This is a genomic window from Pseudomonas sp. GD04058, assembly GCF_029836855.1.
Lineage (GTDB): Bacteria > Pseudomonadota > Gammaproteobacteria > Pseudomonadales > Pseudomonadaceae > Aquipseudomonas > Aquipseudomonas bharatica.
This window is the reverse complement of the sequence record NZ_JAOECN010000003.1, coordinates 199,583-219,681: the sequence shown is the minus strand read 5'-3', so window position 1 is coordinate 219,681 and position 20,099 is coordinate 199,583. Positions and strand designations below refer to the sequence as shown.

The following is a 20,099-nucleotide window of genomic DNA, read 5'->3' as shown; positions in this document are numbered from 1 at the left end:
TAATCACTCCCTAGAGGAACCTGCCATGTCATTAAGCGTCTTCGACCTGTTCAAGATCGGCATCGGCCCCTCCAGTTCCCATACCGTCGGCCCGATGCGCGCTGCCGCACGCTTCGCCGAAGGGCTGCGGCGTGATGGCCTGCTGGCCGCCACCCACAGCGTCAAGGTCGAGCTGTATGGTTCGCTCGGCGCCACCGGCAAGGGCCACGGCAGCGACAAGGCCGTGCTCCTCGGGCTGGAAGGCGAGCACCCCGACAGCGTCGATACCGAGAGCATTCCCGCCCGCCTGCAGGCGATCCGCGACAGCGGCCGTCTCGACCTGCTCGGCGAGCACAGCATCGATTTCCAGGAAAAACAGCACCTGGCGATGATCCGCAAGCCGCTGGACTACCATCCCAACGGCATGATCTTCCGTGCCTTCGACAGCGCCGGCCTGCAGATTCGCAGCCGCGAGTACTACTCGGTGGGCGGTGGTTTCGTGGTCGACGAGGATGCCGCCGGGGCCAACCGCATCGTCGAGGACAAGACCCCGCTGCCTTACCCGTTCAAGACCGCCAAGGAACTGCTGGCCCATTGCACCGCGCAGCACCTGTCGATCAGCCAGGTGATGCTTGCCAACGAAGCCGCCTGGCGCCCGGAAAGCGAAACCCGCGCCGGTCTGCTGAAGATCTGGCAGGTGATGCAGGATTGCGTCAGTGCCGGCTGCCGCAACGAAGGCATCCTGCCCGGCGGCCTGAAAGTTCGCCGCCGTGCCGCGGCGCTGTACCGCCAGCTCTGCGCCAGCCCGGAAGCCAGCCTGCGCGATGCCCTGTCGGTGCTCGACTGGGTCAACTTGTACGCCCTGGCGGTGAACGAGGAAAACGCCTTCGGCGGACGGGTGGTCACCGCCCCGACCAATGGCGCCGCCGGCATCGTTCCGGCGGTGCTGCATTACTACATGCGCTTTATCCCCGGCGCCAATGAAGACGGCGTTGTGCGCTTCCTGCTCACCGCCGCCGCCATCGGCATCCTCTATAAGGAGAACGCCTCGATCTCCGGTGCCGAGGTCGGCTGCCAGGGCGAAGTCGGCGTGGCCTGTTCGATGGCCGCAGGTGCCCTGTGCGAGGTCATGGGCGGCAGCGTGCAGCAGGTGGAGAACGCCGCGGAAATCGGCATGGAACACAACCTGGGCCTGACCTGCGACCCCATCGGCGGCCTGGTCCAGGTGCCCTGCATCGAGCGCAATGCCATGGGCTCGGTGAAGGCCATCAATGCGGTGCGCATGGCCTTGCGCGGCGACGGGCAGCATTTCGTCTCGCTCGACAAGGTCATCCGCACCATGCGCCAGACCGGCGCGGATATGAAAAGCAAATACAAGGAGACCGCCCGCGGCGGTCTGGCCGTCAACATCATCGAATGCTGACATCCCTTTGCAACCCAGGAGTTCCAAATGTCCACCGAAACACTGCTGAAAACCCCGCTGCATGCCCTGCACCTGGAACTGGGCGCGCGCATGGTGCCGTTCGCCGGCTACGACATGCCGGTGCAGTACCCGCTGGGGGTGATGAAGGAACACCTGCATACCCGTGAGCAGGCCGGCCTGTTCGATGTCTCGCACATGGGCCAGATCCGCCTGCGCGGCGCCAATGCGGCCAAGGCACTGGAAAGCCTGGTGCCGGTGGACATCATCGACCTGCCCGTAGGCATGCAGCGCTACGCCATGTTCACCAACGAGCAGGGTGGCATCCTCGACGACCTGATGGTCGCCAACCTCGGTGATGGCGAACTGTTCCTGGTGGTCAACGCCGCCTGCAAGGATCAGGACCTGGCCCATCTGCGCCAGCACATCGGCGACCAGTGCGAGATCGAGCCGCTGTTCGAGGAGCGCGCCCTGCTCGCCCTGCAAGGTCCGGCGGCGGTGAAGGTACTGGAGCGCCTGGCGCCGCAGGTGGCGAAGATGACCTTCATGCAGTTCGCACCGGTACAACTGCTGGGCGAGGACTGCTACGTCAGTCGCTCGGGCTACACCGGCGAGGATGGTTACGAGATCTCCGTCCCGGCAGGGCAGGCCGAGACGCTGGCCCGCCGTCTGCTGGACGAACCGGAAGTCGCCGCCATCGGCCTCGGTGCCCGCGACTCCCTGCGCCTGGAGGCCGGCCTGTGCCTCTATGGCCATGACATGAACAGCACGACCACACCGGTCGAGGCCAGCCTGCTCTGGGCCGTTTCCAAGGCCCGTCGCGCCGACGGTACAAGGGCCGGCGGCTTCCCGGGAGCGGCCCGGGTCTTCGCCCAGCAGCAGGAAGGCGTGGCACGCAAGCGTGTCGGCCTGCTGCCACAGGAGCGCACGCCGGTGCGCGAAGGTGCCGAGATCGTCGACGATGCGGGCGAAGTGATCGGCCAGGTGTGCAGCGGCGGCTTCGGCCCGACCTTGGGCGCACCGGTCGCAATGGGCTATCTGGACAGCGCCCGCTCGGCCCTGGACAGCCAGGTCTGGGCCATCGTGCGCGGCAAGCGGGTGCCGATGAAAGTGAGCAGGATGCCGTTCGTGGCACAGCGTTATTACCGAGGCTGAGCCCAGGACAAAAAGTGTCATGGTGCGTTCGTATTATTCGATTTCGAACGCACCGGCAAACTTTCGAACATGAGTCTCGGCAAGGCGCTGAAAGAGTGCATAAAAAGCCGCCGGCAAGCGTTTAAAAAAGCCTTGAACCGCGACTCTCCAGGGCTTGTTTTTCCCGGGGAAGTTAGCGTAGAGTCGGTGCACTGTGTTTGCGTGGGTCGCTCGGTTAGTGACCTGGAACAGTAGGCTGAGATTCGCTACAAACCGTTCGACGTCTCTTACTTTCCTGCAACCCAGCCCAGTGTTCTTTCATTGCAAATCGATGAAGGAAACTGTAATCACAATTCAAAGTTTCAAAGGGAATAAGACATGGCTGAACGTCAGAGCGGTACCGTCAAGTGGTTTAACGACGAGAAGGGTTTCGGTTTCATCACTCCTGAAAGCGGTCCGGATCTGTTCGTACACTTCCGCGCCATTCAGGGCAGCGGCTTCAAGAGCCTGAAAGAAGGCCAGAAAGTGTCCTTCATCGCTGTGCAAGGCCAGAAAGGCATGCAGGCTGACGAAGTTATCGCTGAAAACTGAGTTTTCGCACGCCCCGAAAGCCCCTGTCTTCGACAGGGGCTTTTTTTTGCGCGCAATTCCGTAGAATGCAGGCTTTTGCGCCAGGAGCCTCATTGCATGTCCAAACCCTTGCTCCAGCCGCAGGGCGATTTTCCGGCTGCCGGACTTGGCCGTCGTTTCGCGGCGATGTTCTACGACTTCCTGCTCTGCACTGCCTTGCTGATGGTGACCACGCTGGTCTACAAGATGATCCAGATGTCGATCATCGGCGAAACGCGCATGCGCGCCATGACCGAAGCCGGCGCCCTGGATGGCGATCCCCTGCTGTCCACGGTGTTGCTGTTCGTCCTGTTCGGCTTCTTCGCCAAGTTCTGGACCCATGGCGGCCAGACCCTCGGCATGCAGGTATGGGGTGTGCGCGTACAGAACGCCGACGGCAGCGCCATCAGCCTGTGGCAGGCACTGCTGCGCTTCATCGTGTCGATCGCTTCCTGGCTATGCGTTGGCCTGGGTTTCTTCTGGGCGCTGTTCGACAAGCAGAAACGTAGCTGGCATGACATCTACTCGGAAACGCAGTTGGTGCGGGTTCCCAAGCGCAAGAAATGATGTTGTTCTCACTGGCCTCATCGCTGGCGAGCCAGCTCCCACAGGTCCGGCGGTGCACACGATCACTGTGGGAGCTGGCTTGCCAGCGATGAGGCCAGCACAGACAACAGAAATGAAAAAGCCGACCTCAATCGGTCGGCTTTTTCACCTCCACAGGAAACGGATCAACCCGCCCTACGCAACAACCACACCCCCGCCAGCGCGCAGATCACCGCCGGCAGCAGCACCGCCAGCAACGGCGGGAAACCGAACACCTGGCTGGACGGCCCAAGCAGGTCCTGGGCGATGCGGAACACGAAGCCCACCAGCACGCCGGTGAACACGCGTTGACCAAGGGTCACCGAACGCAACGGGCCGAAGATGAAGGAGATCGCCATCAGCACCAGCGCGGCGGTCACCAACGGCTGCAGGACCTTGGTCCAGAACGCCAGCCAGTAGCGGTCGTTGTTCAGGCCCTGGTCGGACAGGTAGTGGATGTAATCCCACAAGCCGGTGATCGACAGCGACTCCGGGGCCATCACCACGGTATTCAGCAGTTGCGGGGTCAGGGCCACGTCCCAGCGCTCTTCCGGGGCTTTCACGATTTCGGTGTGATCACCGCGGAACAGGGTGGTGGTGACATCGGTGAGCAGCCAGTGGTCCTGCTGGTACTGGGCACGCCGGGCAAAGCTCGACGACTGCATGTGCCGCTCGGCATCGAAGCGATAGCGGGTCACACCGAGCATCAGGCCGTTGGGCTGCACCGTGTTGATATGCACGAACTCCTCGCCCTGGCGGTGCCACAGGCCACGCTTGGAGGTTTGCGCCTCGCCGCCACCCTGGGCCAGGGAACGGTCGGCCTGGGCCTTGTTCTCGGTAACCGGAGCGACGTACTCGCCAATCAGGACACCGGCCAGCATCAAGACCAGCATCGGCTTCATCACCGCCCAGACGATGCGACCGACGGACACACCGGCAGCACGCATGACAGTCAGCTCGCTGTTGCTGGCCAGGCTGCCGAGGCCGATCAGGCACCCGATCAGGCCGGCCATCGGCAGCATGTCGTAGAGACGCCGCGGCGCGGTCAGCAGGACGAACTGGCCCGCGTTCCAGAGGGTATAGGTGTCGCTGATATCGCCCATTTCGTCGATGAAGGCGAACAGCGAGGCGAGGGCCAGGATGATCCCGAGCACGGCGAGAATCGCCAGGAACACGCTGCTGCCGATGTAGCCGTCAAGCTTGCGCATGAGGCACCTCCGCAGCACGGGCACGCATCTTCAGGCGCAGCGGCTCCCAGTACATCAGGCCGAGACCGATTAGCAGGAACAGCAGGTGCACTGGCCACAGGCCCACGGAAAGCGGGATCTTGCCCTTCTCCAGGGCGCCGCGGGCGGCAATCAGGACAGTCAGGTAGGCCATATACAGGAGAATCGCCGGCAGCAGCTTGAGGAAACGGCCCTGACGCGGATTGACTCGCGACAGCGGCACCGCCATAAGGGTCACGATGAACACCAGCAGGGGCAGCGACAGGCGCCACTCCAGCTCTGCGCGCTCGCGCGGGGCATCGCTCTTGAACAGTTCGGAGGTGGGGATCGCCTCGCGTTCGGTGATGTCCTGGCTGACTTCCGGCTTGGGCAGCAGTACGCCATAGGTGTCGTACTTGATCGCCCGGTAGTCGGCCTGGCCCGGATTGCCGTCGTAGCGATAGCCGTTTTCCAGGATCAGGTAGCGATTGCCGTCGGCCTGGACTTCCTGGCGCCCTTTCTCGGCGACCAGCACGCTGATGCCGCGGTCCTTGCTTTTGTCGCTGGAGAAACGCTTCTCGGAAATGAACACGCCGGCCAGGTTGGCGCGGTCGTCCGAGAGTTGTTCGGTGTAGGTCACCCGGGTGCCATCACGCAAGGTCTGGAAACGGCCCGGCACCAGGGTGTCGAACTCGGTCAGGGCATCCTGCTGGTTGATGATCTGCGCAACGCGCGCTACGCCCTGCGGCGCCAGGCTCAGGCTCAGCCAGGCGACGAGCAGCGCCACCAGCGCGGCCGGTGCCAGGGTCATGCACAGCAGGCGTTGCTGGCTCATGCCGGTGGCCGAAAGCACGGTCATTTCGCTTTCCAGGTACAGGCGCCCATAGGCCAGCAGGATGCCGAGGAACAGGCCCAGCGGCAGGATCAACTGCAGGAAACCCGGCAGGCGATAGCCCATGATGAGGAACAGCACGCCCGGATCGAGCATGCCCTGTGCGGCCTGGGCCAGGTACTTGATGAAGCGCCCGCTCATGATGATGACCAGCAGCACGGCGCTGACGGCACTCAAGGTCACCAGGACCTCGCGGGACAGATAACGGAAGACGATCAAACCAGCCACTCCTGGGTTGTCAGGCTCGGACAGCCAAACAAGGAAAACGTTGCAACCAACAAGATAGTTGCCGGTGCGTCAATGCACCCGGACTTCGAAGTGGGCGCATTATCCTGTGATTGCCCCTGCCTGTCACTTCGCTCCGTGCAATGCTTGAAAACGGGGTTGTCATGGGCGCCGCACCGGGCTCAAACTGGCGGCTTTGCGTCTGGCCCCTCACGCTGGCCAGGTCACTTCGAGCGCTCACTGTGGTTTGTACGACAGGCAGCGCGCTGACAGTTCATTCGGGGACCCTGACATGGAATTGGTTGTAAAAAGTGTAGCCGCAGCATCCTTGAAAACCGCCACCCTGGTCCTGCCCGTCGGCGAAGGCCGCAAATTGGGCGCCAGCGCCAAGGCCGTCGATGACGCCGCCAAGGGGGCCCTGAGCGCCGTGCTCAAGCGTGGCGATATCGCCGGCAAGGTCGGCCAGACCCTGCTGCTGCAAGGCATCGCCGGGCTGAAGGCCGAACGCGTGCTGCTGGTCGGCACCGGCAAGGACGAAAGCCTGGGCGACCGTAGCTGGCGCAAGATCGCCAACGCCATCCTCGGTGCCCTCAAGGGCCTGAACGGCGCCGACGCGGTACTGGCCCTGGACGACGTCGCCGTGGCCGGCCGCGATGCTCACTACGGCAAGATCCGCCTGCTGGCCGAAACCCTGCTCGACGGCGAATACGTCTTCGACCGCTTCAAAAGCCAGAAAGCCGAACCCCGCGCCCTGAAGAAAGTCACCCTGCTGGCCGACAAGGCCGGGCTGGCCGACACCGAGCGCGCAGTCAAGCACGCCGTGGCCATCACCAGCGGCATGCGCTTTACCCGCGACCTCGGCAACCTGCCGCCGAACCTGTGCCACCCGACCTTCCTCGCCGAAGAAGCGAAGAACCTCGGCAAGGCGTTCAAGGGCCTCAAGGTCGAAGTCCTCGACGAGAAGAAGATCAAGGACCTCGGCATGGGCGCCTTCTACGCCGTAGGCCAGGGCAGCGACCAGCCGCCCCGCCTGATCGTGATGAACTACCAGGGCGCGAAGAAGAGCGACAAGCCGTTCGTGCTGGTGGGCAAGGGCATCACCTTCGACACCGGCGGCATCAGCCTGAAGCCGGGCGCCGGGATGGACGAGATGAAATTCGACATGTGCGGTGCCGCCAGCGTCTTCGGCACCCTGCGCGCCGTGCTCGAACTGCAGTTGCCGATCAACCTGGTATGCCTGCTGGCGTGCGCCGAAAACATGCCGAGCGGCGGCGCGACCCGTCCGGGCGACATCGTCACCACCATGAGCGGGCAGACCGTGGAGATCCTCAACACCGACGCCGAAGGCCGCCTGGTGCTGTGCGACACCCTGACCTACGCCGAGCGCTTCAAGCCGCAGGCGGTGATCGACATCGCCACCCTGACCGGCGCCTGCATCGTCGCCCTCGGCAGCCATACTTCGGGCCTGATGGGCAACAGCGAGGCGCTGGTCGAACAACTGCTCGACGCCGGCAAGCGCGCCGACGACCGCGCCTGGCAATTGCCGCTGTTCGATGAATACCAGGAACAACTGGACAGCCCGTTCGCCGACATCGCCAACATCGGCGGGCCGAAGGCCGGCACCATCACCGCAGGCTGCTTCCTTTCGCGCTTCGCCAAGGCCTACGACTGGGCGCACCTGGACATCGCCGGCACCGCCTGGATCAGCGGCGGCAAGGACAAGGGCGCCACTGGCCGCCCGGTTCCGCTGCTGACCCAATACCTGCTCGACCGTGCCAATGCCTGATCCGGAGGCCGGCCGTTCGCGCGACCGGCCGGCGACTGCCCGATGAGCAAAGTCGACTTCTACATCCTGCCCAGCCCCTCCCCCTCCGCGCGCCTGGACTTCGCCTGCAAGCTGTGCGAAAAGGCCTGGCGCCTGGGACATCGGGTCTATCTGCACTGCTCCGATGCGACACAGCGCGATGAACTGGATGCCCGCCTCTGGGCCTTCAAGGGCGAGGCGTTCGTGCCCCACAGCCATGCCGAAGAAGATGCGGCGGCTGCGGTGGCGCTGGGCATCAGCGAGAATGCCGGCGAACACCAGGACCTGCTGGTCAATCTCGACCTGAAGGTGCCACTGTTCGCCGGCCGCTTCGCCCGTATCGCCGAGATCGTGGTGGAGGATCCGGCGATCCGCCAGGCCACTCGAGAGAGTTTCCGCTTCTACCGTGAACAGGGCTATGCTCTGCAAGATCACCGCTTACAGCGATTCTGACGACGATGGACAAACGCCCGCCCCTGCCTCAATCCGCTCATTTGCTCGACGACCTGGAATCGATTCGCCAGCTGCTGGGCGATGAAACCCTGCAGCCGCCGCTGCTGACCGAGACCGTCGAAGAGCAGATTCCTTTGCTGCTGGAACCTGCCGAAGAACCGGCCAGACCGGCGCCCGCCGCGGCCCCGGCGGAAGAAGTCGATCCGCAGACCCGCCGCCAGGACACCCTGCTGCACCTGGACGCCGAACTTCGTGCCGCCGCGCAGTTGATCATGCAGGACGTAATCGACGATTTCGCCCCGCACATCGAGAACGAGATCAAGCGCCGCCTGGACGCACGCCTGGAACGCCTGCTCAACCAGTCTTCCTGACTTACGCCAATCCCACAGTTGACTCATAACCCTGTGGGAGCTGGCTTGCCAGCGATGAGGCCGGCAAGAGCAATGATGTTGTCAGGTCTGGCCAAATCGCCGGCAAGCCAGCTCCCACAAGGTTTTGTGTTGTCTTCCCTGCTTATCGCCTCAACCCCCCGCCTCCGTTATACTTCCCGGCTTTCCCGAATAAATGCCATAGGGTCCCCCCGCGCAATGGATAAGACCTACCAGCCGCACGCCATCGAAACCTCCTGGTACAACACCTGGGAGTCCGAGAACTACTTCGCCCCGCAAGGCGCAGGCGAGTCGTACACCATCATGATTCCGCCGCCGAACGTCACCGGCAGCCTGCATATGGGCCACGGCTTCAACAATGCGATCATGGACGCCCTGATCCGCTTCCGCCGCATGCAAGGCCGCAACACCCTGTGGCAGCCAGGCACCGACCACGCCGGTATCGCAACGCAGATGCTGGTGGAGCGTCAACTGGAAGCCAAGGGCCAGAACCGCCACGACCTGGGCCGCGAGAAGTTCCTGGAAAAGGTCTGGGAATGGAAGGATCAATCCGGTGGCAACATCAGCCGCCAGATCCGCCGCCTGGGCTCCTCGGTGGACTGGAGCCGCGAGCGCTTCACCATGGATGACGGCCTGTCCGAAGCGGTCAAGGAAGCCTTCGTGCGCCTGCATGAGGACGGCCTGATCTACCGCGGCAAGCGCCTGGTCAACTGGGACACCAAGCTGCACACGGCGATCTCCGACCTCGAAGTGGAAAACCACGACGAGAAAGGCCACCTGTGGAACCTGCGCTACCCGCTGGCCGACGGCGCGAAAACCGCCGAGGGCCAGGACTACCTGGTGGTTGCCACCACCCGTCCGGAAACCATGCTCGGCGACGCTGCCGTGGCCGTGAACCCGAACGACGAGCGCTACCAGGCACTGATCGGCAAGTTCGTCGAGCTGCCGCTGGTCGGCCGACGCATCCCGATCATCGCCGACGATTACTGCGACCCCGAGTTCGGCACCGGCTGCGTGAAGATCACCCCGGCCCACGATTTCAACGACTACGAAGTCGGCAAGCGCCACAACCTGCCGCTGCTGAACATCTTCGACAAGAACGCTGCGGTCCTGGCCAACGCCCAGGTGTTCAACCTCGACGGCAGCCTCAACGAATCCATCGACGCGCGCCTGCCGGCCAAGTACGCCGGCCTCGACCGCTTCGCCGCGCGCAAGCAGATCGTTGCCGACTTCGAAGCGCTGGGCCTGCTGGTCAGCGTCGACGACCACGCCCTGAAAGTGCCGAAGGGCGACCGCTCGGGCACCGTCATCGAGCCGTGGCTGACCGACCAGTGGTACGTCTCCACCAAGCCGCTGGCAGAGCCTGCCATCGCCGCCGTGGAAGACGGCCGCATCCAGTTCGTACCCAAGCAGTACGAGAACATGTATTTCTCCTGGATGCGCGATATCCAGGACTGGTGCATCAGCCGCCAGCTGTGGTGGGGCCATCGCATCCCGGCCTGGTACGACGCGTCCGGCAAGGTCTACGTCGGTCGCAGCGAGGAAGAAGTCCGCGCGAAGAACAACCTCGGTGCCGACGTGGTCCTGAACCAGGACAACGACGTCCTCGACACCTGGTTCAGCTCCGGCCTGTGGACCTTCTCCACCCTCGGCTGGCCGCAGCAGACCGAATTCCTCAAGACTTTCCACTCCACCGACGTGCTGGTCACCGGCTTCGACATCATCTTCTTCTGGGTCGCCCGGATGATCATGCTGACCATGCACCTGGTGAAGAACGAGGACGGTACCCCGCAGGTACCGTTCAAGACCGTCTACGTCCATGGCCTGGTGCGCGACGGCCAGGGCCAGAAGATGTCCAAGTCCAAGGGCAACGTCCTCGACCCGCTGGATATCGTCGATGGCATCACCCTCGATGCGCTGCTGGAAAAACGCACCAGCGGCCTGATGCAGCCGAAGCTGGCGGAGAAAATCGCCAAGCAGACCAAGGCCGAGTTCCCTGAAGGCATCGCCAGCTACGGTACCGATGCCCTGCGCTTTACCTTCTGTTCGCTGGCGTCCACCGGTCGTGACATCAAGTTCGACATGGGCCGCGTCGAGGGCTACCGCAACTTCTGCAACAAGATCTGGAACGCCGCTCGCTATGTGCTGGACAAGGGCGAAGACTGCGGTCAGAACGGCGAGGCCTACGAGCTGTCCCTGGCCGATCGCTGGATCATCTCGCAGTTGCAGCGCACCGAAGCCGAAGTGACCCGCCAACTGGAACAGTTCCGCTTCGACCTGGCCGCCCAGGCCCTCTACGAGTTCATCTGGAACCAGTACTGCGACTGGTACCTGGAGCTGTCCAAGCCGGTGCTGTGGGACGAGAACGCCCCGGTCGAGCGCGCCCGCGGCACCCGTCGCACCCTGGTCCGCGTGCTGGAAGTAGCGCTGCGCCTGGCCCATCCGTTCATGCCGTTCATCACCGAGGAAATCTGGCAGCGCCTGGCGCCGCTGGCCGGCATCGACGGCAAGACCATCATGCTGCAGCCATGGCCCGTTGCGAACGAAAGCCGCATCGACGCCGCCGCCGAAGCCGATATCGAGTGGGTCAAGGAACTGATGCTCGGCGTCCGCAATATCCGCGGCGAAATGAACATCGGCCCGGGCAAGCCGCTGCAACTGTTCCTGAAAAACGCCAGTGCCGATGACCAGCGCCGCCTGGTCGAGAACGAAGCCCTGCTGAAGAAACTAGCGAAGATCGAGTCGTTCACCGTGCTCGGCGAACAGGACGAAGCGCCGCTGAGTGCCACCGCACTGGTCGGTGACCTGCAAGTGCTGGTGCCGATGGCCGGCCTGATCGACAAGGACGCCGAGCTGGCGCGCCTGAACAAGGAAATCCAGCGTCTGCAAGGCGAGGTCCAGCGAGTCGGCGGCAAGTTGTCCAACGCCGCCTTCGTCGACAAGGCCCCCCCTGCGGTGATCGACAAGGAGCGCGCCAAGCTGGCCGAGGCCGAACAGGCCCTGGCCAACTTCACCGAGCAGCACGCGCGGATCGCAGCTCTTTAAACAAGGCGACAGCGCCGCGGCCCCTGTGGGAGCTGGCTTGTCGGAGCGCCGAACCGCAGCGATGACGATGGTGAATTCACTGACGTAATCGCTGGCAAGCCAGCTCCCACAGGTCTGCGTCAAGCCAACACATCATGCGGTAATCCTTGAGAGCGGGCCTGGCCCGCTCTTGTATTAATGACCATGAACAAACCCAGCCTGCACCCACGCAATCGCCATCAAGGCCGCTACGACTTCCCCCAGTTGATCAAGAGCAGCCCGGAACTGGCGCGCTTCACCATCACCAACCCCCATGGCAAGCCGAGCATCGACTTCGCCGACCCGGAAGCGGTGCGGGTGTTCAACCGGGCGCTGCTCAAGGCCCAGTACGGCATCCAGTTCTGGGATATTCCCGCCGACTACCTGTGTCCGCCGATTCCCGGCCGTGCCGATTACCTGCATGCGCTGGCCGATCTGCTGGCCGAGGAAAACGCCGGGGAGATCCCTCGTGGCGCGCAGATCCAGGTTCTGGACATCGGCGTCGGCGCCAACTGCATCTACCCGCTGCTGGGCAATGCCGATTACCGTTGGCGCTTCGCCGGCTCGGATATCGACCCGGTCGCCCTGGCTTCGGCCAAGGCCATCGTCCAGGCCAATGGCCTGGGCAAGTTCATCAGCCTGCGCCAACAAGGCAACCGCAAGCACATCCTCAGCGGCCTGCTGGCTGCCGACGAGCGCTTCGACCTGACCCTGTGCAACCCACCCTTCCACGCCTCTCGCGAGGAAGCTACCCGGGGCAGCCAGCGCAAATGGCGCGCCCTGGGCAAGGCCGATCCGAAGCGCAAGCTGCCGGTGCTGAACTTCGGCGGGCAGAACAACGAGTTGTGGTGCGAGGGCGGCGAGATTCGTTTCGTCACCCAATTGGTGCAGGAGAGCAAGGCCTTGGGCCAGCAGGTGCTGTGGTTCAGCAGCCTGGTGTCGAAGGCATCCAACCTGCCCGGCATCGAAGCCGCGCTGAAGAAGGCTGGTGCCGTGGAGCAGCGGGTGATGGAGATGGGCCAGGGGCAGAAGCAGAGCCGACTGGTGGCCTGGACTTTCCAGAATGCGGACAGTCGCCGGCTTTGGCGCGAGCAACGCTGGAAATAAGCAACTTTCGGCAGGTATAAAAAAACCGCATCAGGCTCGCGCCGGATGCGGTTTTTTTGCTGCTTACAATTACTTGTTAACAGCGTCGGTCAGCACTTTGGCTGGCACGAACTTGACGACTTTCTTGGCAGCGATTTCGATGGCAGCGCCAGTCGAAGGGTTGCGACCGGTACGGGCAGGACGCTCGGTGATTTTCAGCTTGCCAATGCCTGGCAGGGTGATTTCGCTGCCGTTTTCCAGTTGATCAGCAACGATCTGGCCCAGTTGCTCCAGAGCGTTACGCGCGGTGGTTTTCGGCGCGTCGATAGCTTCAGCGATATCGGCGATCAGTTGGTCTTTGGTCAATGCCATGGTGGTGTTCCTTCCCTAATCAAATTCAGTGAGTTTGCAGAGTGCCGTGTCAGCCGTCGATTCCGGTTTCGTAGTGCGGAAACCCGGGGTACTTCCATTTTGCCAATCGCGTATGTAGATACATAAAAATGCGATTGGTTCGACGTGACGCCAGCGGTCTGCCAGCAATGCGCCTTAAGGGGGGCGCAAGACCGGGCAAAACTACCACAGGAATGGATAAATATCCGCTTCGCCCAAGGCAAAAGTGCAGGTTTTTCGGGGGTTTACACAAAATATCGCAAAAAAGGGAAGGAAAAACGAACCTTGATCCTTCGCATGCGCTACAGAACCCCGTCCCGGGCTCCAGCTAGGTTACACTTGGCAACTTTGCCCGGCCCCGCGCCATACCTTCACCGAGCCGAGAATTCCATGCCGATCCGTCACTGCATCGTCCACCTGATCGACAAGAAACCCGATGGCAGCCCAGCAGTCCTGCACGCGCGCGATTCCGAACTGGCAGAATCGACCGCCATCGAAAACCTCCTGGCCGACCTGAACGACAGCTACAACGCCAAGCAGGGCAAGGCCTGGGGCTTCTTCCATGCCGAGTCAGGCGCCCACCCCTTCAGCGGCTGGCTGAAGGAATACCTCGATAGCGAGAAGACCTTCACCGAATTCAGCCGCATCGCGGTGGAACACCTGCAGAAGCTAATGGAAGAGTCGAACCTGTCGGTCGGCGGGCACGTGCTGTTCGCCCATTACCAGCAAGGCATGACCGACTACCTGGCCATCACCCTGCTGCACCACAGCGAAGGCGTGGCGGTGAACGCCGAGCTGGATGTCACCCCGTCCCGTCACCTGGACCTCAGCCAGTTGCACCTGGCGGCACGGATCAATATTTCCGAGTGGCGCAACAACGCGAACTCCAAGCAGTACATTTCCTTTATCAAGGGCAAGAACGGCAAGAAGGTCTCGGACTACTTCCGCGACTTCATCGGCTGCCAGGAAGGGGTCGACGGTCCGGGCGAAACACGCACCCTGCTCAAGGCCTTCAGCGATTTCGTCGAGAGCGAGGACCTGCCGGAGGAAGCCGCCCGCGAGAAGACCCAGACCCTGGTCGACTACGCCACCAGCCAGACCCGCGCCGGCGAGCCGGTGACCCTTGAAGAACTCTCCGGCCTGATCGACGAAGACCGGCCGAAAGCCTTCTATGACCATATCCGCAACAAGGACTACGGCCTGTCACCGGAGATTCCGGCGGACAAGCGTACCCTGAATCAATTCCGCCGCTTCACCGGCCGCGCCGAGGGCCTCTCGATCAGCTTCGAGGCCCATCTGCTGGGTTCCAAGATCGAGTACGACGAGGAGGCCGGAACCCTGATCATCAAGGGCCTGCCGACCCAATTGACCGACCAGTTGAAACGCCGCAAGGACTGAACCGCCGGTCCGAACTGGCATTTTTGTCAGTAGCTGAGCCTATGTCCGCCTCCTTAGCCTGAGATTGTCACCACCGGCAATCTCGGCCTCATGTCCCGCTCGTGGTGACTTCCTGCCAGTCAACCTTCGCTTGCCGGGGTGAACGATGAAGACACTCGCGACACTTCTTGCACTGACGACCGTACTCGCCTCGGGTACCACCCTCGCCGGCCCCGGCGAGGATACGGTCAATGCCATGAACGTTCGTCTCACCGACCAGAGAGTGAATTGCGGCGCGCTGTCGATGCCCGCCGTTCTCTGCACCGGGGTCATAGTCAGGGCCACCGACGATCCCAGGTTCTGGGTCCCCCAGGAAAAGAACATCAAGTCCGGCGCGATCTCCGCCTCGTACCTGCGCAACGATGCCAAGTTCAAGACCTTGGTCTTTGGCCGCAACAGGGGCTTCACCCTGTTACCGGTCTTGCTCAACCGGCCAAACAACCAAACTTACGAGGTGCTCTGCGCCTTCCCCAACGATGGCGGCACGGATAACCGCAACGATCGCGGCTGCGGGGATCATGTGCAAAACCCCGAGGTGCAGGACTACTGCGACGTGCTGGGCATCATGACCGGGGAAGACTGGTACAGGAGATTCCGTTCCGACAAGGTGCAGTACAGCGAGATCTGCGCCTTCGACATTCGCGACCGTCGCAATGCCCATGCCGGCCCGGCCTTCATGGCCAGCATCAATGCCCGCAACCTGGGCGGCGAGACCCTGTTCGCCGTGCAGAACGAACTGCGCATCGCCACCTGGGGCAACAATCCGCCCTTCGACCCTCCGGTGGAAAGCGTCTTCTACACAGCGCCTCCGGTGTCCGACACCTCGGGCCTGGAGGGTGCCCGGGCCGAGCAGATCGAATGGTGGCTGGCAGCCAGGCAGTACCTGCCGCTGGTCAAGCTGAACCTGCCGCAGACCATGGCGGCCAATCCGCACTTTGGCTTCGACACCGTGGATCAAGTGATCCAGCCTGTCAGCGAACCCGATCGGTGCCCGGGCTTCATCAAAAGCTCTGCCTGGAAAACCGAACGCAAAGGCGCCTACTTCGCCACTCAATTGGACAGCCTGCAGGTCGAGCTCAACGATTGCGCGAAAACTATCCCGCCCAGCCAATTGAACAATCTGTTCAATGAGATCGCTGCCCGCCATTACCGGGACGAGAAATGGGGAGACCACCCGGTCCTTACCAGCGATGCCACGCAGAACGCGGCACTGGTACAGGCCAAAAACTATCCACGCCCCACCCATATCGTCAGCGGCATGCGTGCTCAGTTGGCCTGCCAACTGGCACTGCCGGCACGACCGGGGATCATCACGCTGGAGCCCAAGCGCCCCGAGGGTACGACCGAAGCGTTGAAGAACATGAACTGCAACCTTTAGAAGGATACTCCGGCGAAGGATGCCACCAGTGCCTCCTTCGCGCTCTTGCGCAAGCGCTTGATCAGGCGTTCATGACGCAAGGCCTGCGACTTGTCCGGCCATTGCTCGACGTACACCAGCGCCACCGCCGGGCTGGTGCTGAAATAGCGAGCGCCCTGGCCTTTCTGGTGAGCCGCGAAACGGCGTTCGGGATTGTCGCTGATGCCGCAGTACAGCGAGCCGTTGGCGGCCCGCACGAGATAGACGTACCAAGGCTTTTCAGGGAGAACGGGGGCGGCGGCGTCGGTCACGGTGAACTGAAAGGTCTGACGGCAGAAGCCGACAGCTTACCGCCTCAGCGCCCGCTCTGGAACGCGCGCAGGCCCTTGAGCGCCTGCTGGCCGACCTTGTTGCGCAGGAATGGCGTCCAGCCCAGCAGCAGCCCTGGAGTGCCCAGTGCCTGGCGGGACCAGCGCCAGAAATCGAAGACATCATGGTGTTCGACGATCAGGCCATCGCGGATGACGAAAGTGGCGCGAATATCGTTGACCACCACGCGTCCCGTCTGGCTGAACAGGTAGGTCGCTACCCAATGCGCCGAGCCGCCACGCTCGTCGGCGCGAACATTATCGAAGGTCAGGGAGAAGTCCTTGGCACGGCTGGTCAGCATGCGCCACATATCGCCAGCATCCTTGCCGCGCAGGGTGCCGAAGGCCGGGTCGCTGAAGACGATATCGGGGCTGTAGCAAGCGACCATCGCCTCGGCATCCAGGCGCTGGAAGGCTTGGTAGAAACGGTTGATCAGGGCACTGTTGGCATCGCTCATGGCGGGTTCCATCACCGGAAGGATCGAGCGATGCACGATAGTCCGGCCGGCAGCACAAGGCCAGTGCCATCAACCGGACGAATGGCGCGACTTCAGATCCGCTCGCTGCTCACCCGGACATACCGTGCGCGGCCGGCCAGCACCCCGAAGCCGATGGCACCGGTGCCGATGACCGCGAAGATCCAGCCCACCGCATTCCAACCGCCGGATAGGTCGTGCACCAGTCCCACCGCAAACGGTCCGGCCGAGGCCAGGGTATAACCGACGCCCTGGGCCATGCTCGAAAGATGGGCTGCGACATGGGCGTCCCGGGAACGCAGGACGATCAGGGTCAGGGCCAGGGCGAAGGTGCCGCCCTGGCCGATGCCAAGCACCACGGCCCAGCCCCACAACCCGCCGAGCGGCGCGTACAGGCAGCCGAACAGACCGACCAGGGTCAGCAGCATGACGATAACGATCGCCAGGCGCTGGTCCTTGCCGCGGGTGGCCAGCATCGGCGCGGTCAGTGCGCTGAGCAATTGCACGATCACCGAGCCGGACAGCACCAGGCCCGCTTCGACAGGGCTCAGGCCCCGACCGATAAGGATCGACGGCAGCCAGCCAAAGACGATATAGGCCAGCGACGATTGCAAACCCATGTACAGCGTGACCTGCCAGGCCAGGCGGTCGCGCCACAGGCCGCGTACCTGGAACGCGGCATGATGCGCGCCGTGGCCCTGACGGGCCTGTGGCAACCAGATCAAGGCTGCCAGCAGCGCTGGAACCAACCAGACGCCAAGCCCGAGGCGCCAGTCATCGCCGAAGTGATGACCCAGCGGCACCGTCGCCCCCGCCGCCAGCGCCGCGCCCAGGCACAGGGCCATGGTGTAGACGCCCATCAGGCTGCCGGCATGGTTCGGAAAATCGCGCTTGACGATGCCCGGCAGGAGAACGCCGATCACCCCGATGCTGGCACCCGCGATGAGGCTGCCGGCGAAGATGCCGAAGCTACCGAAATTACTGCGCAAGGCGATACCGCCGGCCAGGCACAGCAGCACACCGAGGATCACCCGCTCGCTGCCGAAACGCCGTGCCAGCAGCGGTGCCAGGGGCGCGAACAGGCCCAGGCACAGCACCGGCAAGGTCGTCAGCAAACCGGCCTGGGAACCGCTCAGGCCCAGGCTGCGGGACACATCACCGAGGACCGGGGCCATGCTCGACAGCGCCGGACGCAGGTTCAGCGCCACCAGCACCAGGCCGAGCAGAAGCAGCCAGGCGCTGGGTTGTCCGGCAGGCGGCTGCAGTTCGGCATCGTCGACTTCGGCGTCGATCAGCAATTCGTCAAGCACCGGCCCGTGGGGCGTCGGCTTGGTGGGAAGGTCTTGGCCCATGGCAGTCTCGAAAGTTCAAGGTTCATTGATCAACGTCCGGCTGAGGGTCTTGGCCCGTTCCGGATCTTGTCGCTCGACGGCGTCGAGGATTTGTACGTGCAGGTCGAATACCGCCTGCTTGCGCGGGGTGTGGCTCATGCTGTGTTCCAGCTTCATCGCCACCACACTGGAGAAATAGCGGTACAGCTCGATGAGTGCAGGGTTGTGCGCGGCGTCCACCAGGCGTTGGTGGAAGACCAGGTCGCAGCGGATGTAGTCGTCGAGCTCGCCATGGAAATGGTTGCCGCTGTGCTTGAGCGCCTCGTGCAATCCGGCCAGGTCCGCCTCGGTACGACGCAGCGCGGCCAGGCCGATGGCTTCGGCTTCCAGCAGGTGCCGCGCTTCCCTGGCATGTTCCAGGCTGCAGGCCGACAGCGCCTGCACCGCCGACAACGGATCGGAGGCGGTGCGCAGGTAGCTGCCATCGCCCTGACGGATCTCCACCTGGCCGCTGAAGGCCAGTACGCGCATGGCTTCACGCACGGTGTTGCGGCTGATGCCGAGTTCGGCAGCCAGTTCGGGCTCGGTGGGCAGGCGCTGGCCAACGGCCCAGAAGCCCTGGGTGATGCGCTGGCGCAGTTGTTCGACGGCTTGTTCGACCAGGGAGCGTTTGATGAGCATTGGGTTATTACATCCAATCATCGGATGAATTCAGGGAGGGCAAGGTTAACGGGTTGTTTCAGAGAATTGCAAATCGGGAGGGAGATAAAGGTTGAGCTTTCGGGCCTCATCGCTGGCAAGCCAGCTCCCACCCTGTGGAGCTGGCTTGCCAGCGATGAGGCCCTAAGGTCAGTTCAGGGCGTCGAGCAACGCCTGGTTCTGCTCTTCGGTACCGATGCTGATACGCAGGAACTGGTCGATCCGCGGCAGCTTGAAGTGCCGCACGATCACGCCCTGCTCGCGCAGCGCCGCAGCGATGCCTGCAGCATCTTTCTGCGGGTGACGGGCAAAGATGAAGTTGGCCGCCGACGGCAGCACGTCAAAGCCACGCGCGGTCAACTCGGCCACCAGCTTCTCGCGACTGGCGATGACCTTGTTGCACGTCTCTTCGAAATACCCGCGGTCCTCGAACGCCGCAGTGGCGCCGACGATGGCGATACGATCGAGCGGATAGGAGTTGAAGCTGTTCTTGATCCGCTCCAGCGCCTCGATCAGGTCCGGGTGCCCGACTGCCAGGCCAACCCTGAGCCCCGCCAGCGAGCGCGACTTGGACAGGGTCTGGGTCACCAGCAGGTTCGGGTAGCGGTCCACCAGGCTGATCGCAGTCTGCCCGCCAAAATCGATATAGGCCTCATCCACCACCACCACGGACTCGGTGTTGAGCTTGAGCAGTTGCTCGATGGCGTCCAGGGCCAGCAGGCAACCGGTCGGCGCGTTCGGGTTGGGGAAGATGATCCCGGCGTTCGGCTGGCTGTAGTCTTCGACGCGGATCTGGAACTGCGCGTCCAGCGCCACCGGTGCCGACTTGATGCCATACAGGCCGCAGTACACCGGATAGAAGCTGTAGCTGATGTCCGGGAACAGCAGCGGTGCGTCGTGCTGGAACAGGCCGTGGAAGATGTGCGCCAGCACTTCGTCCGAGCCGTTGCCGAGGAACACCTGGTTGGGCTGCACGCCGTAATAGCGAGCGACGGCCTGCTTGAGCAGGTCGCTGTTCGGGTCCGGGTACAGGCGCAGGTTCTCGCCCAGTTCGCCGCGCATGGCTTCCAGCGCTTTCGGCGAAGGGCCATACGGGTTTTCGTTGGTATTGAGCTTGACCAGTTTGGTCAGCTTCGGCTGTTCGCCCGGTACGTAAGGCACCAGGTTCTTGACGAAGGGGCTCCAGAATTTGCTCAT

At 63.1% G+C, this 20,099-nt stretch carries 19 protein-coding genes; 11 read left to right on the top strand and 8 right to left on the bottom strand.

What is annotated here, in order from left to right:
- Nucleotides 1-25 precede the first annotated feature (25 nt).
- The 4 genes from N7650_RS04485 to N7650_RS04470 all read left to right on the top strand — a co-directional run bounded on the left by N7650_RS04485 (nucleotide 26) and on the right by N7650_RS04470 (nucleotide 3,709).
- The gene (locus tag N7650_RS04485) at nucleotides 26-1,402 is read left to right on the top strand and encodes an L-serine ammonia-lyase (protein ID WP_279897213.1); all 1,377 of its coding nucleotides are present in this window, start codon (nucleotides 26-28) and stop codon (nucleotides 1,400-1,402) included.
- 27 nt (nucleotides 1,403-1,429) lie between these two features.
- Nucleotides 1,430-2,554, top strand: a complete 1,125-nt coding sequence (gene gcvT / locus N7650_RS04480) for a glycine cleavage system aminomethyltransferase GcvT (RefSeq protein WP_279897212.1) — start codon at nucleotides 1,430-1,432, stop codon at nucleotides 2,552-2,554.
- A gap of 357 nt (nucleotides 2,555-2,911) precedes the next feature.
- Nucleotides 2,912-3,124, top strand: a complete 213-nt coding sequence (locus N7650_RS04475) for a cold-shock protein (protein WP_279897211.1) — start codon at nucleotides 2,912-2,914, stop codon at nucleotides 3,122-3,124.
- A 96-nt stretch (nucleotides 3,125-3,220) separates the two neighbouring features.
- The gene (locus tag N7650_RS04470; protein ID WP_009398266.1) at nucleotides 3,221-3,709 is read left to right on the top strand and encodes an RDD family protein; all 489 of its coding nucleotides are present in this window, start codon (nucleotides 3,221-3,223) and stop codon (nucleotides 3,707-3,709) included.
- Nucleotides 3,710-3,873: 164 nt separating this feature from the next.
- On the opposite strand, the gene lptG is transcribed toward N7650_RS04470, so the two are convergent.
- Entirely contained in the window at nucleotides 3,874-4,935 is a 1,062-nt protein-coding gene (gene lptG / locus N7650_RS04465) for an LPS export ABC transporter permease LptG (protein WP_064301648.1), read from the bottom strand.
- Nucleotides 4,922-6,043 carry an LPS export ABC transporter permease LptF gene (lptF, locus tag N7650_RS04460; RefSeq protein ID WP_009398264.1) on the bottom strand — a complete coding sequence of 374 codons (1,122 nt, stop codon included), beginning with the start codon at nucleotides 6,041-6,043 and terminating at the stop codon, nucleotides 4,922-4,924. The genes lptG and lptF overlap by 14 nt, the downstream gene beginning before the upstream one ends.
- A 298-nt stretch (nucleotides 6,044-6,341) precedes the next feature.
- Here lptF and N7650_RS04455 point away from each other — a divergent pair, with 298 nt between their 5' ends.
- The 5 genes from N7650_RS04455 to rlmF all read left to right on the top strand — a co-directional run bounded on the left by N7650_RS04455 (nucleotide 6,342) and on the right by rlmF (nucleotide 12,865).
- Nucleotides 6,342-7,835: a leucyl aminopeptidase gene (locus N7650_RS04455; protein ID WP_064301646.1), complete on the top strand. Its 1,494-nt coding sequence runs from the start codon at nucleotides 6,342-6,344 to the stop codon at nucleotides 7,833-7,835.
- A gap of 42 nt (nucleotides 7,836-7,877) precedes the next feature.
- The gene (locus tag N7650_RS04450; RefSeq protein ID WP_279897210.1) at nucleotides 7,878-8,306 is read left to right on the top strand and encodes a DNA polymerase III subunit chi; all 429 of its coding nucleotides are present in this window, start codon (nucleotides 7,878-7,880) and stop codon (nucleotides 8,304-8,306) included.
- Between the two features lie 5 nt (nucleotides 8,307-8,311).
- Nucleotides 8,312-8,677, top strand: a complete 366-nt coding sequence (locus N7650_RS04445; RefSeq protein WP_279897209.1) for a DNA polymerase III subunit chi — start codon at nucleotides 8,312-8,314, stop codon at nucleotides 8,675-8,677.
- 216 nt (nucleotides 8,678-8,893) lie between these two features.
- Nucleotides 8,894-11,740: a valine--tRNA ligase gene (locus N7650_RS04440; RefSeq protein WP_064301643.1), complete on the top strand. Its 2,847-nt coding sequence runs from the start codon at nucleotides 8,894-8,896 to the stop codon at nucleotides 11,738-11,740.
- Between the two features lie 177 nt (nucleotides 11,741-11,917).
- The gene (gene rlmF / locus N7650_RS04435) at nucleotides 11,918-12,865 is read left to right on the top strand and encodes a 23S rRNA (adenine(1618)-N(6))-methyltransferase RlmF (protein WP_279897208.1); all 948 of its coding nucleotides are present in this window, start codon (nucleotides 11,918-11,920) and stop codon (nucleotides 12,863-12,865) included.
- A gap of 69 nt (nucleotides 12,866-12,934) precedes the next feature.
- Here the strand turns inward: rlmF and N7650_RS04430 are convergent, their stop codons facing one another.
- Nucleotides 12,935-13,216, bottom strand: a complete 282-nt coding sequence (locus tag N7650_RS04430; protein ID WP_009398256.1) for an HU family DNA-binding protein — start codon at nucleotides 13,214-13,216, stop codon at nucleotides 12,935-12,937.
- A gap of 408 nt (nucleotides 13,217-13,624) precedes the next feature.
- Between N7650_RS04430 and yejK the strand changes: the two genes are divergently transcribed.
- Together yejK and N7650_RS04420 are read left to right on the top strand one after the other, a co-directional pair.
- Nucleotides 13,625-14,632, top strand: a complete 1,008-nt coding sequence (yejK, locus tag N7650_RS04425) for a nucleoid-associated protein YejK (RefSeq protein ID WP_279897207.1) — start codon at nucleotides 13,625-13,627, stop codon at nucleotides 14,630-14,632.
- 145 nt (nucleotides 14,633-14,777) lie between these two features.
- A complete protein-coding gene (locus tag N7650_RS04420; RefSeq protein ID WP_279897206.1) occupies nucleotides 14,778-16,049 on the top strand; it encodes a hypothetical protein in 1,272 nt (423 codons plus the stop codon).
- Here N7650_RS04420 and N7650_RS04415 read toward each other — a convergent pair.
- The 5 genes from N7650_RS04415 to hisC form a co-directional block, all read right to left on the bottom strand.
- Complete coding sequence (locus tag N7650_RS04415) at nucleotides 16,046-16,339, bottom strand: GIY-YIG nuclease family protein (protein WP_279897205.1); 294 nt, start codon at nucleotides 16,337-16,339, stop codon at nucleotides 16,046-16,048. The genes N7650_RS04420 and N7650_RS04415 overlap by 4 nt on opposite strands.
- A gap of 44 nt (nucleotides 16,340-16,383) precedes the next feature.
- Nucleotides 16,384-16,854 carry a nuclear transport factor 2 family protein gene (locus N7650_RS04410; protein WP_279897204.1) on the bottom strand — a complete coding sequence of 157 codons (471 nt, stop codon included), beginning with the start codon at nucleotides 16,852-16,854 and terminating at the stop codon, nucleotides 16,384-16,386.
- 92 nt (nucleotides 16,855-16,946) lie between these two features.
- Nucleotides 16,947-18,224 carry a CynX/NimT family MFS transporter gene (locus N7650_RS04405; protein ID WP_279897203.1) on the bottom strand — a complete coding sequence of 426 codons (1,278 nt, stop codon included), beginning with the start codon at nucleotides 18,222-18,224 and terminating at the stop codon, nucleotides 16,947-16,949.
- 15 nt (nucleotides 18,225-18,239) lie between these two features.
- On the bottom strand, nucleotides 18,240-18,902 hold the full coding sequence (locus N7650_RS04400) for a FadR/GntR family transcriptional regulator (RefSeq protein ID WP_279897240.1): 663 nt from the start codon (nucleotides 18,900-18,902) through the stop codon (nucleotides 18,240-18,242).
- 150 nt (nucleotides 18,903-19,052) lie between these two features.
- Nucleotides 19,053-20,099 (bottom strand): histidinol-phosphate transaminase, encoded by a 1,047-nt coding sequence (hisC, locus tag N7650_RS04395; RefSeq protein ID WP_279897202.1) that lies wholly within the window; start codon nucleotides 20,097-20,099, stop codon nucleotides 19,053-19,055.

Bases quoted from the DNA above. Each gene is read 5' to 3' on its own strand.
- N7650_RS04485 (WP_279897213.1), top strand. From the start codon at position 26: ATGTCATTAAGCGTCTTCGACCTGTTCAAGATCGGCATCGGCCCCTCC.
- gcvT (WP_279897212.1), top strand. From the start codon at position 1,430: ATGTCCACCGAAACACTGCTGAAAACCCCGCTGCATGCCCTGCACCTG.
- N7650_RS04475 (WP_279897211.1), top strand. From the start codon at position 2,912: ATGGCTGAACGTCAGAGCGGTACCGTCAAGTGGTTTAACGACGAGAAG.
- N7650_RS04470 (WP_009398266.1), top strand. From the start codon at position 3,221: ATGTCCAAACCCTTGCTCCAGCCGCAGGGCGATTTTCCGGCTGCCGGA.
- lptG (WP_064301648.1), bottom strand. From the start codon at position 4,935: ATGCGCAAGCTTGACGGCTACATCGGCAGCAGCGTGTTCCTGGCGATT.
- N7650_RS04455 (WP_064301646.1), top strand. From the start codon at position 6,342: ATGGAATTGGTTGTAAAAAGTGTAGCCGCAGCATCCTTGAAAACCGCC.
- N7650_RS04450 (WP_279897210.1), top strand. From the start codon at position 7,878: ATGAGCAAAGTCGACTTCTACATCCTGCCCAGCCCCTCCCCCTCCGCG.
- N7650_RS04445 (WP_279897209.1), top strand. From the start codon at position 8,312: ATGGACAAACGCCCGCCCCTGCCTCAATCCGCTCATTTGCTCGACGAC.
- N7650_RS04440 (WP_064301643.1), top strand. From the start codon at position 8,894: ATGGATAAGACCTACCAGCCGCACGCCATCGAAACCTCCTGGTACAAC.
- rlmF (WP_279897208.1), top strand. From the start codon at position 11,918: ATGACCATGAACAAACCCAGCCTGCACCCACGCAATCGCCATCAAGGC.
- N7650_RS04430 (WP_009398256.1), bottom strand. From the start codon at position 13,216: ATGGCATTGACCAAAGACCAACTGATCGCCGATATCGCTGAAGCTATC.
- yejK (WP_279897207.1), top strand. From the start codon at position 13,625: ATGCCGATCCGTCACTGCATCGTCCACCTGATCGACAAGAAACCCGAT.
- N7650_RS04420 (WP_279897206.1), top strand. From the start codon at position 14,778: ATGAAGACACTCGCGACACTTCTTGCACTGACGACCGTACTCGCCTCG.
- N7650_RS04410 (WP_279897204.1), bottom strand. From the start codon at position 16,854: ATGAGCGATGCCAACAGTGCCCTGATCAACCGTTTCTACCAAGCCTTC.
- N7650_RS04405 (WP_279897203.1), bottom strand. From the start codon at position 18,224: ATGGGCCAAGACCTTCCCACCAAGCCGACGCCCCACGGGCCGGTGCTT.
- hisC (WP_279897202.1), bottom strand. From the start codon at position 20,099: ATGAGCAAATTCTGGAGCCCCTTCGTCAAGAACCTGGTGCCTTACGTA.